Raw genomic sequence first — 7,376 nt, 5'->3', positions numbered from 1 at the left:
CTAATCACTTGCAATCACTTTTCTTCTGGTGTATAGAGTAATTTTTCGTTAGCAAAATCATAAAGTGTAAGTCGTCTAAGATCGTAATAGGCAGTCCAGAATGATTTTAATGCGTTGATGTAGCTGCGTTTTGCATCATCTTTCTCAGTTAAGGCAATATTTAGGTTAGTTATATCTATTTTACCAATAAGGTACCTGTTTTGTGACACCATATACCTTTCCTGAGCTACTTCATCAGACTTTTTGGTTATTTCCAATTGACTTCTCAATACTTCAAACTGTCTTACCTGTGTTAAGATTTCCTGCTCAAAATTAAGCTCGTCTTGAGCAATCACATAGTCAGAAAGTCGCTCATTGGCCAGAGCAGTTTGCATTCTTGCCTTGTTTCTTCCCCAATCCATAATTGGAATGCTAAAGCTTATGTTAGCTCGCTGTTCATTTAAAGGATCATTATAGACATCATTCAGCTCATCACCACTATCGTTCCAACCAACAGTCGCTGTTATGTTAGTTTGAAATCTCTGTCCTTTGGCTCTCGCTACCTCACGTTCCGCTTCGATCCTTCGTCTTTCAAAGGCCAGGAAATCAGCTCTATTACTCTTTGCATATTCTAAAGCTTCACCATAATTGATCTCAAATTGAGGTATACTTTCGGGAAGTCTTAATTGAAAAGGAGTTTCATCATTTAAACCAATAAAAGACCTTAGCTGCAACTGAGAGGTTTCCAAATCTAGTTTAGCCTGCGCTACCCCTTGTTTTGATCGTAATAGCTGAAGCTCAACCTGTAATAAGTTGTTTCTTGAAGTAGTACCTATATTATATCGTCCTTCTTCGATTTTGTAAATAGTGTCATTGTTAGCCAGATTAAATTCAGCTATCTGTAGGTTGATTTGAGCTACGAGATAGGAAAAGAATAAATCTACAGCCTGACGTGAGATGGCCTCCTTTTCTTCTACAAATTCTCTTTTTGACTCCTCAAACCTTAAAGGCTCAGTCCTTTTGTCCCAACGCAATTGATTAAATGCAAATACCGGTTGACTTAGACTTATATTGATTGGCGACCCTCTATAAATTTGATTTTCGATATCATCTCCCAACACATCAAAATAAAACAGATTCGAATTTATCGATACATTACCTCCTGTGAAAGGAATAGGTTGTTCCAAACCTAAATTTACTTGTGAGTTAAGCTGATTTACCGGCACAAAACCAAATGTACCATCAGGTTGCTGCACTCTATCAAATGCCTTGGCATAACCGGGCGCTGAGCCACTCAATCTCAATTGGGGGTTATAGTTGGACTTATAAAACCTGTATTGCCAATACCGATTCTCCTTTCGAGTTTCCGCCTGTTTGGCAGCTGGAGACTGCTGCACTGCCCTGTCTATGATTTCGCCTAGAGAAAATTGAGCCTTTTGGGCATTTACAGTCATTGTTGTTGCCACTATAACAAAACAAACTGATAAGAAAAATTTATTACTCATACCTTAAAGATGAAATTGGGTCTTGTCGAGCGGCTTTACGCGCGGGGGCTATACCAAAGATTAATCCCACGGTGGCTGCTACTCCAAATGATAATATGATTGAAGAAAATGAAACTATTGTTGGTATTTCGGCTACTTCTGCTACGAGATAAGCCAGTGACACACCTAATAATATACCAATTATGCCACCTGAAACGCTAATCATTACTGCCTCGAATAAAAATTGATTGATGATATCACTTTTCTTAGCTCCTAAGGATAAGCGAAGTCCGATTTCTTTAATTCTTTCAAGCACAGAGGCCAGCATGATATTCATTATACCAATACCTCCTACTAATAGAGATATACCGGCAATCGCACCAAGCACGTAATTGAATATATCATTGGTACGTTGTTGCTGTTTAAGTAAAAGTTCAGGGATTTCGATCTCAAAATCTACAACCTCAAAATGTCGTCTTTGAAGAAGACGAGAAAGCACATCTGCCGTTGGGTTAAGCATTTTTGTTTCATCTACCTGCACTACCAGACGATCAAGTTGGTGATAATTCGCGTTCTTTTTTGACCCTTCTCCATTTCCGTCTCCGTCCATAATAATGATCATACCTCCGCCCCCTCTGTTGGCATTTCGAATCATCGCTTGTGTAACCAGGTCTCTGTTTTCATAGCGAATCAATACCGTTTGTAGTGGCGTATAAACATCCATGTTATAATCACGAATGCCCAGGTTGGAAATACTCTTGTTACTAATCACACGCTCCTTGAGTACCCCAATCACTTTAAGCCAATTGCGGCCACATTTGATGGTTTTACCTATTGGGTCCTCGGTAGGAAAAAACTTGGACTTAATTGATTTACCAATGATACAAACAGGCGCTCCTTTTTTGAGTTGATCTTCGTTAAACATCACACCCTCGGCCAGTTCAAAATTGCTTATTTTGAAATAGCTAGGTTCTACCCCTACTAGTTTGGCAGATCTCCTCACCCCACCTTTGATCAGGTATGTATCAATTACTATTTCAGGGCTTACAGTGGCAAGACCAGGTACAACTTTTTTAATCGCCTCAACATCTCTCATGGTAAGGCCTGGAGAAAACTTCTGTTTCTCGCTGGCATCTTCAAACCCCTCCTCTATTTCTTCTTCAGTTTGCTCCACTACCGGAGAAACCACGATGTTATTTACTCCTACAAGTTTTATTTGCTCTAAAATTTCTTCTTGTGCTCCGTTGCCTATGGCGAGCATGGCGATTACAGCGGCTACTCCAAAAATAATACCCAGCGCGGTGAGTATTGATCGTACGCGATTGGCAACAACGGCCTCAATCGCTATATATAAGTTAGCTAAAAGTCGTTGATCCATATTTACTTTTGAGTCTTCATACGACCACCAGCACCTCTTTTTCTTTTTGACAAGTCACTCTCTTCAGCAGCAACCTGTTCTACTTCCTCTTCTTTATTTCTTTTTCCATCCAACTCTGGCAAAAGTGCTACTTCTGCATCATTCATACCATCAGGAATCGATAAGTATAATTGGGTCCCGTCATCTACGCCACTTTCTATCACCGCCTCATCTGTATTGGTAGCACCAACCAGCACCTCCTGTTTAGATACTTTCATACCATTTTTTACAAACACATAAGTAATAGAGTCATTTTGACTATGCAGACACTCAAGAGGTATGTGTACCACATCTTCGAGTGTTTGGGCAATAATAGCATTACTCGTAGTCATGGAAGGCTTTAGTAATGGATCACTCCCATCGACCTGTACATCCACCTGAAATACCTTGGCGTCAGAATTCGGCCTTTGTTCACCTACGTTGGCCACGCTTATTACCTTACCTGTCAACTTCTTTTCCGGAAAGGCATCCAACCCGATCTCTACAGGTTGTCCGGTTTTAATTTTACGTACATCTACTTCGTTGACATAAGTTTTAGAAAGCATAACCGATAGGTCCGGAAGAGTGGCTACCACAGGGTCCCACGCACTGATCTGAGAGCCTTCTTTCATTGGCCTGCCATCCCAGCCTTTGCGATAGATTAACATACCACTTTCGGGAGCTTTTATATTAAATGAGCTCCTTAGCTCCATCATTGCATCAAATTCCCTTCTGGCTTTGCCTAGCGCTGCAGATACTTCCATCATTTTGGCCTTGTTCTGCTCGTGTTTAATTTTATAGTTTTCTTTAGCTTGTGTATAGGCTCTTTTTGCCTTTTCCAGGTCAATTTCAGCCTGTTTTATGGTGGCAGGTGGCTCGAATTTAGATTGCTCTAAGACAATTTTTCTCTCCTCAACGGCATATTCCAGGTTGATCAATTCATCTCTGGCCTGACGCATTTGCAGTGTCGTATCTAATTTGGTTTGGGTATACTGTGACTGTTTCTGATCAAGCTCTGTTTGTGCATCACTGATCTTATTTGTTAATTCTGATGGGTCTAAAGTAGCTATCCAATCACCCTTTTTCACATTTTTTCCTTCTTCGGCAATGCTTTGAATATTCACATTATAGATTCGGAAGTTTCGTAGACCACTTGGCCCCATTATTTTCACCGAACTTTTAGCTTCCAACTCTCCTGTTGTGTTTATTCTTACTTCAAAAAGACCTTTTTCAGCCTTTACCGTAATTTCATTCCCATCAGCAGCTTTGTTGCCTTTTACAATAAAGAAGCCTATGACAACTACCGCCACTACTCCAATTGCTATTACTACTTTCTTATTCATTGAGATATTATTTGCCTTATGTAATTCAAAACTAATTAATTAGTCTATGAATATTTCTCCATACATCAACTCCACCATCCGTGTATAAAATAAACTAACGCAATTTGGACTATAAAATTACTATACCAATACATTATTATCTTTTTTTATTATTACGAATAGAATATATCTTATCAATGCGCTATTTTTTGATTTTTTTAATAAAAGAACAATTGGTGAATAGGTCTTAATTTTAGCTTTAATAAGGGTAAGCTAAAGAAAGTTTGTACGGGGTTCTTTAACTTTGGCGGCCATGAAACGACTCATCAGTTTTATAATAAGAAAAATACCTCGAAAGTACCTCCAGCTCGTAAGTGAGCCGTCACTCAAGGTGGTTGGTCTTTTTTTGAGAGGAAATAAATATACCTGCCCGATCATCAATAAGAGCTATCGTAAATTTCTGCCCTATGGCAGAATAAATCCACGAGAAAATGCCCTTTGCCCTGATTCTCTTTCTCTTGAGAGACACCGCTTGCTGTGGTTGTATTTGAAGGAGAAAACCAACTTTTTTAAGGAGCCCTTACATTTTCTGCATATAGCACCCGAGCAGTGCTTTATGAAAAAATTTGAAGAGAAACACGGAGAAGGTTATATCACAGCCGACCTGGAATCACCTTTGGCAAAAGTGAAAATGGATGTTCATAATATTCCGTTTGAGGAGAATACCTTTGATGCTGCCATGTGCAATCATGTGATGGAACACGTAGATAGTGACGTACAAGCAATGACAGAAATCTACAGAGTGCTTAAACCTGGTGGCTGGGCTATTATGCAGGTACCATTTTTTAGTCCTATCCCAGAGGAGACTTTTGAAGATGCTTCGATAAAATCTCCTGAAGCTCGGGAAAAGGCCTTCGGACAAGATGACCATGTAAGACTTTATGGTAAAGATTACCCTGACAGGATACGTTCAGCAGGTTTTGAAGTGATAGAAGATGATTTCATTCATACCATACCATCTGATTTAGTAGAACGATATGCATTACCGAAAAATGAAATAATCTATTTCTGTAAGAAGAACTAGCCTTGAGTTATTTTCCTCCACCCTTCGGTGAAAAAGCCTATACCGTAAGCAAAAAGCTGAGTAAATGAAGTAGCTATGCTGAGTATTGCTACTGCCAGGCTTTTGTTTTTGGAAAGTGAGTCTACAAAGATTAAAAAGTAATAGACAGCTAACAGACCTAATCCTACATAAAATAAGGAGAAACTTACCAAAGGCACTAACCACAGGGCGAGAAAACCTGCCGTAAATACTGCCGGAAACAGATGTACCAGCTTGATCTCTTCCGGATAGAATCTGCTTATATTTATTCTGGCGCGACCAAAGAAGTGTAATTGATTGTAAAACTGACTAAGGCTTGTTCTTCTCTTATGGTATACATAAGCCTCTTCAATCAATCCGGTTTTAAACCCGCCTTCTATTATTCTGATGCTAAACTCAATATCCTCACCCATTCGAGTGATTTTATATCCCTTGGTTTTCTCAAAAACCTCGGCTGATATGCCCATATTAAAGCTTCGAGGATGAAAAGCTCCCATGCGCTTTTTACCTCCTCTTATACCACCTGTTGTGAATACAGAAGTCATGGAATAGCTTATGGCTTTCTGAATGGGTGTGAAACTATCGTGCGCTTTATCCGGTCCTCCAAAAGCATCTAATTGATGTTTGTTGAGGTACTCATTTACAATCTCAAAGTAGCTTTTCGGTATCAGGCAGTCTGAGTCAAACACAACATAATAGTCTCCTTTTGCTCTCTCAAAACCAAAATTTCTGCTAAATCCCTGACCAGTGTTGGGCTTGTAGTAATAAGAAATATTTAGCAGTTTACCGTATTTCTCTACAATGTGGTCGCATTTTTTAGTAGAGCCGTCTTCAATAATTAATACCTCAAAATGAGTATAACTTTGCTTCGTAAGACTATGAAGGAGTTCGTCTACTTCGTCCGGCCTGTTGTAGACTGGTATAACAATGGAGAAAAGTCTCATTACTCTACGCCAATCTTATCTACGACCAGGTATTCGTTTTTTGAGTTAGACTTCATGGCTATCATCTCGGCCAGGAAACCTGTTAAGAAAAGTTGGACCCCAACTATGAGCGCCACCAATGCCAGGAAAAACAGTGGTTGGTCTACTACATCCCGAGCAGGTATTTTAGCATAAATCTGGTACAGTTTCATGCCGATTACATAGCAGGTTATAAAAAACCCTGATGCAAATGAAATGGTACCGAGCGTACCAAAGAAGTGCATAGGCTTCCTTTTAAACTTTGACACAAAGGTGATGGAAAGCAAGTCTAAAAAGCCATTGATAAAACGCTCCAGACCAAATTTAGTATTACCGTATTTTCGCTCTCTATGTACTACAGATTTCTCTCCGATCTTCGTAAAGCCATTCCATTTGGCAATTACAGGTATGTAACGGTGCATCTCACCATACACCTGAATATGCTTAACGACTTTAGCATTGTATGCCTTCAGCCCACAATTAAAATCATGAAGTTTGATACCGGAAATTTTTCTGGTAATGTAATTGAAGAATTTTGAGGGTATGGTCTTACTTATCGGATCGTGGCGCTTTTTCTTCCAGCCGGAGACCATATCATAACCTTCTTCGGCAATCATACGGTATAGTTCCGGTATTTCATCCGGACTGTCCTGCAGGTCGGCATCCATGGAGATCACAACTTTGCCTTCGGCAGCCTTAAATCCTGTATTTAGTGCAGCAGATTTTCCAAAATTACGATTGAATTTAATGCCTTTAACAGACGGGTTGACCAAGGCAATCTGCTGTACCACTTCCCAACTATTGTCTATACTTCCATCATCTACCAAAAGCACTTCATAAGTAAAGCCGTGCGTTTGCATCACACGGCTTATCCAATCACAAAGTTCTGGCAGCGATTCTTCTTCATTATAAAGCGGAATCACCACCGAAATATCTACAGCATAAAGCATATTATACTTCTAATTCAGGGTTACTATTTTTAGTGAATGCACTAATGATCAAAGATATGATAAATCCAAAAAATAAGCCTCCCAAAATACCAAATACTGCCATGAGCTCAGGGCTGGTAAAAGTTTCAGTCATTGACATAGCCTGATCAATCTGATCATCGCTCATTCCACTTTCCTGCAT

General features: G+C 39.6%; 7 protein-coding genes. 1 reads left to right on the top strand and 6 read right to left on the bottom strand.

Annotated features, from left to right (window positions below; all coding sequences use genetic code 11):
* Positions 1–14: 14 nt before the first annotated feature.
* The 3 genes from E1176_RS09295 to E1176_RS09285 are packed head-to-tail and all read right to left on the bottom strand — an operon-like array spanning position 15 to position 4,202.
* Complete coding sequence (locus E1176_RS09295; RefSeq protein ID WP_155210336.1) at positions 15–1,484, bottom strand: TolC family protein; 1,470 nt, start codon at positions 1,482–1,484, stop codon at positions 15–17.
* Positions 1,477–2,841: an ABC transporter permease gene (locus E1176_RS09290; RefSeq protein WP_155210335.1), complete on the bottom strand. Its 1,365-nt coding sequence runs from the start codon at positions 2,839–2,841 to the stop codon at positions 1,477–1,479. Before E1176_RS09290 ends, E1176_RS09295 begins: the two co-directional genes overlap by 8 nt.
* 2 nt (positions 2,842–2,843) lie before the next feature.
* Positions 2,844–4,202: an efflux RND transporter periplasmic adaptor subunit gene (locus E1176_RS09285; RefSeq protein ID WP_155210334.1), complete on the bottom strand. Its 1,359-nt coding sequence runs from the start codon at positions 4,200–4,202 to the stop codon at positions 2,844–2,846.
* A gap of 292 nt (positions 4,203–4,494) precedes the next feature.
* Between E1176_RS09285 and E1176_RS09280 the strand changes: the two genes are divergently transcribed.
* Complete coding sequence (locus E1176_RS09280; RefSeq protein WP_155210333.1) at positions 4,495–5,265, top strand: class I SAM-dependent methyltransferase; 771 nt, start codon at positions 4,495–4,497, stop codon at positions 5,263–5,265.
* Here the strand turns inward: E1176_RS09280 and E1176_RS09275 are convergent.
* The 3 genes from E1176_RS09275 to E1176_RS09265 form a co-directional block, all read right to left on the bottom strand.
* Entirely contained in the window at positions 5,262–6,227 is a 966-nt protein-coding gene (locus tag E1176_RS09275) for a glycosyltransferase family 2 protein (RefSeq protein ID WP_155210332.1), read from the bottom strand. The two genes, E1176_RS09280 and E1176_RS09275, sit on opposite strands and share 4 nt — an antisense overlap.
* On the bottom strand, positions 6,227–7,195 hold the full coding sequence (locus tag E1176_RS09270) for a glycosyltransferase family 2 protein (protein ID WP_155210331.1): 969 nt from the start codon (positions 7,193–7,195) through the stop codon (positions 6,227–6,229). Before E1176_RS09270 ends, E1176_RS09275 begins: the two co-directional genes overlap by 1 nt.
* 1 nt (position 7,196) lies before the next feature.
* Positions 7,197–7,376 (bottom strand): DUF4199 domain-containing protein (locus E1176_RS09265; protein WP_155210330.1); only part of this gene is annotated, 180 nt, incomplete at its 5' end.

The organism is Fulvivirga aurantia (genome assembly GCF_009711475.1).
GTDB classification, from domain to species: domain Bacteria; phylum Bacteroidota; class Bacteroidia; order Cytophagales; family Cyclobacteriaceae; genus Fulvivirga; species Fulvivirga aurantia.
Note: the sequence above shows the minus strand (reverse complement) of the source record. Positions and strands in the feature narration are given on the sequence as shown.